3 protein-coding genes and 1 pseudogene are annotated in these 3,366 nt (G+C 70.5%); 2 read left to right on the forward strand and 2 right to left on the reverse strand.

What is annotated here, in order from left to right; genetic code table 11:
- The first annotated feature begins 6 nt into the window (after positions 1-6).
- Positions 7-714 (forward strand): HNH endonuclease family protein, encoded by a 708-nt coding sequence (locus HW445_RS23385; RefSeq protein ID WP_308799746.1) that lies wholly within the window; start codon positions 7-9, stop codon positions 712-714.
- A gap of 93 nt (positions 715-807) precedes the next feature.
- Here HW445_RS23385 and HW445_RS23390 read toward each other — a convergent pair whose 3' ends face one another.
- Complete coding sequence (locus tag HW445_RS23390; protein WP_257231242.1) at positions 808-1,605, reverse strand: DUF4352 domain-containing protein; 798 nt, start codon at positions 1,603-1,605, stop codon at positions 808-810.
- A 356-nt stretch (positions 1,606-1,961) separates the two neighbouring features.
- On the opposite strand from HW445_RS23390, the pseudogene HW445_RS33730 reads away from it, so the two are divergent.
- Positions 1,962-2,261 (forward strand): annotated as a pseudogene (locus HW445_RS33730) (helix-turn-helix transcriptional regulator); the annotation flags it as partial.
- On the opposite strand, the gene HW445_RS23395 reads toward HW445_RS33730, so the two are convergent.
- On the reverse strand, positions 2,218-3,327 hold the full coding sequence (locus HW445_RS23395; protein WP_257231243.1) for an ABC transporter substrate-binding protein: 1,110 nt from the start codon (positions 3,325-3,327) through the stop codon (positions 2,218-2,220). The pseudogene HW445_RS33730 and the gene HW445_RS23395 overlap by 44 nt on opposite strands.
- Between the last annotated feature and the right edge of the window lie 39 nt (positions 3,328-3,366).

Consider the following 3,366-nt stretch of genomic DNA (forward strand, 5'->3'; position numbering starts at 1 on the left):
TGCCAGGTGCCCGGAGGCTCCGTCGACAACTCCCCCTCGGACGCCGCCGGTTCACCCACGGGGCCGCCGGCGGCCGGGGCCGGGCGCGCCGTCAGCCCGCTCGACAACCCCGACGGCACCAAGCCCGGCCTGGCGGTCGTCTCCTCCGACGCCGACCGCGCCGAGGCCCGCGAACTGATCGAGAAGGTCGCCGTGAAGGGCCGCGGCCCCAAGACGGGTTACGACCGGGACGAGTTCGGCGAGGCGTGGCTGGACACCGCCGACGTGCCGTTCTCCCGCAACGGCTGCGACACCCGCAACGACCTGCTGCAGAGGGACGGCGAGAAGCTCGAGTTCCGTTCCGGGTCCAACTGCGTGGTGGTGGCGATGACCCTCGCCGACCCCTACACCGGGAAGGACATCGACTGGGTCAAGGCGGACGCCGCCGAGGTGCAGATCGACCACGTGATGGCGCTGTCCTACAACTGGCAGATGGGGGCCTCGCGCTGGTCCCGGGAGAAGCGGGAGGCGATCGCCAACGACCCGCTCAACCTCCTGCCGGTGGACGGCCCCACCAACTCGGCGAAGGGCGACTCCGGCCCGGCGACCTGGGTCCCGCCGAGCAAGGCGATCCGCTGCGCCTACGCGGTCCGCTTCGCCCAGGTGTCGCTGAAGTACGAACTCGCGGTCACGAAGGCGGACAAGGCGGCCATGCTCCGGCAGTGCGGAGGCTGACGGCGGCGGGCGCGGCGGGTACGGCGGACGCGGCGAGGGGCCGCCCGGTGATCGGACGGCCCCTCGGCGTGGTGCAGGCAGTGGTGCGGTGCGTCAGAGCTTGACGTCCCAGAAGACCGACTCGTAGTCGAAGCTCGGGGAGACCTCGAGGACCAGGTTCTCGGTGCCCTTGGGCACCGAGAAGCCGAAGGTCTGCGTGGTCTTCTTGCCGGCGGTGACGGAGCCCTCGAACATGCCCAGGCTGTCGGCGTCGATGATGGACTCGGCGGGAGTGCCCTCCTCGCCGGCGGTGGCCTCGACGGTGCCCAGGGCCAGGTCGACGGTCGCGTCGCTGCCGTTGTTGATCTCGACGGTCACCTCGTAGGCGTCGTTGCCGGCCTCGTGGCCGACCGCGAACTCGTCCGGGGTGTACTTCTTGACGTCGGTGACGGTGGCCACGAGGCCGTCGTCGAACTCCATGCCGTCACCCAGCGCGAGCAGCTCGCCGTCCTTGGGGGCCTCGCCCTCGGCGCCCGGGTCCTTCGGGGCGGTCGCGGCGGCGTCCTTCTCGAGCTTGTCGAGCTCCTTCGAGAGGTCCTCGGCGGCCTTGTCCACCAGCAGGACGGTGAAGACCAGGATGGCGGCGGCGGCCACGACGGAGATGGCGCCGAGGATCACACCGGTGAGGGACGCGCCCTTGTTGGTGGCCTCGCCCTTCTTCACCTTGCCCAGGCCGATGATGCCGAAGATCAGCGCCAGGAGGCCGAGGAGCCCACCGAGCCAGAAGAAGAGAATGGTGACGGTGAGCACGAGGCCGATGATTCCGAGAACCAGTGCGGTCGTGCCCATGCCGTTCTTCGGCTGCTGAGGCGCGACCGGCGGGGCCGGCGCGTAAGGCATCTGCTGGGACATTGAAGCTCCCCCTCCAAGGGTCGTAACTGCCCGCACGTTGTCGTGTCCACGTGTAGGCAGGGGCAAGCACATCACGAGCTGTGAACCGGATCAACCAGATTCGGCCCGCCGAGACGGTCTTGTGATGAAAGATCGGGCCGACCTGTGAACATTCGGCCGGTGCTTCGGGACGGCCGGGGAAGGCGAGGAATGCGAGCGGTGCGCTCGCCGGCCCCTGGTGGTCCGTCTGGCGTGGGTAATCACAGCAGAGATTGTGAACGCGGTCAACCAGGTTCACAGACTGTCGGTAGTACACGCTGTGAACATTCTGGTCGCGTGGCTATGCTCAAGCACACCGAACGAGGGAGAGGGGCCCCGTGCAGGAGAACGCGACCGAGGTGACGGCCGCCGGTATCGCCCGGCTGGCCGGAGTGGGTCGGGCGGCCGTGAGCAACTGGCGGCGGCGGCACGCGGACTTCCCCAAACCGGTCGGGGGCACCGAGACCAGCCCCGCCTTCCTCCTCGCGGACGTGGAGGAGTGGCTCCGCCGCCAGGGGAAGCTCGCCGAGGTCCCGCTGCGCGAACGGGTCTGGCAGCACGTCGCCGGTCACCCGGACGGTCCCGCCACCGCCCTCACCCAGGTCGGCTGTGTGCTCCTGCTGGTGCACGAGCGCCCCCGTCCTTCGCGGCGACCGCCTGGGCCCCGACCTTCTCGAAGCGGCGGTCGAAGAGGATCTTCACGTCGAACCGTTCACGCTTCTGCTCCTTGGCGAGCAGGTCGACGGTCTTCTGCTGGCGTTCGATCGCCCCGGACCAGTCGGCCGGGATCACGGGGGTGCCCGCCCGCCGCACCAGGTACTCGCCGTCCTCCTGGCTGAGGCCCTGGTCCTTCACGTACCAGCCGTCCACCCACTCCTCGGGGTGCTGGTCGATCCAGATCTGGGCCCGCGCCCAGAACTTCACCAGTTCCCGGACGGCGGCGGCCTTCTCCGGGTCGGCCACCGAGTCGGTGAGCGCCCACAGGTGGGCGGGGTCGTCGCGCAGACCGTGCTTGAGGGTGGTGGCCCCCTGTCCGCCGTAGTTCTTCAGGTAGCGCTTGATGTTCACGTCCGCGATGGGCGCGGCGTCCACCTGATGGTTGCCGAGCGCGGTCGGGTAGACGTCGCCGGTGCTGGCCAGCTCCACCAGCTCGACGTCCTCCTGGGTGAGGCCGGCCTTGTCGAGGATGCGCAGGACCAGCGCGCCCTGGGCCTGGCCCGGGCTGTAGGCGATCTTCTTGCCGCGCAGGTCCTCCAGGGACCGGATGTCCGCCCCGGGGGCGATCCCCAGCTCGTAGATCGGGTTGGCGTAGGGGTCCTCGCGGAACGCGGCGGCCACCAGCTTGGTGTCCAGCCCGGTCCAGTGCGCGTTGATCGACGGGATGTCCGCGGCGGAGCAGACGTCGAGCGCCCCCGCGCGGAATGCCTCCGAGCACTGCGGACCGCCGCTGATGTTGGCCCACTCGACCTTGAACGGCAGCTCGTCGATCTGGCCGGAGAGCTCCAGCGCCACCTTGAGCGAGGGGTACCCGACGGTCAGCTCGGTGTCCGGGGACACCTCGGCCGGGATCTTCCGGCCGGCCAGGTCCTCGCTGCTCGCGGTGGTCTGCGCGTCGAGGGCGCACGACCCGAGCAGCAGCGGCAGCGCCAGGGCGGCGGCGAGCAGCGCGGGCCTGCGGCGTCGCCCGGACGGCGCGCCCGGCAGGGAGGGCCGGGGTGCTCGGGGACGGGGGGTGCGGGAACG

Origin of the sequence: Streptomyces sp. UH6, from assembly GCF_013421635.1 — a bacterium.
In the GTDB taxonomy this organism is placed as follows: domain Bacteria; phylum Actinomycetota; class Actinomycetes; order Streptomycetales; family Streptomycetaceae; genus Streptomyces; species Streptomyces abyssomicinicus.

Coding starts and splice junctions, on each gene's coding strand:
- HW445_RS23390 (WP_257231242.1), bottom strand. CDS start 1,605: ATGTCCCAGCAGATGCCTTACGCGCCGGCCCCGCCGGTCGCGCCTCAG.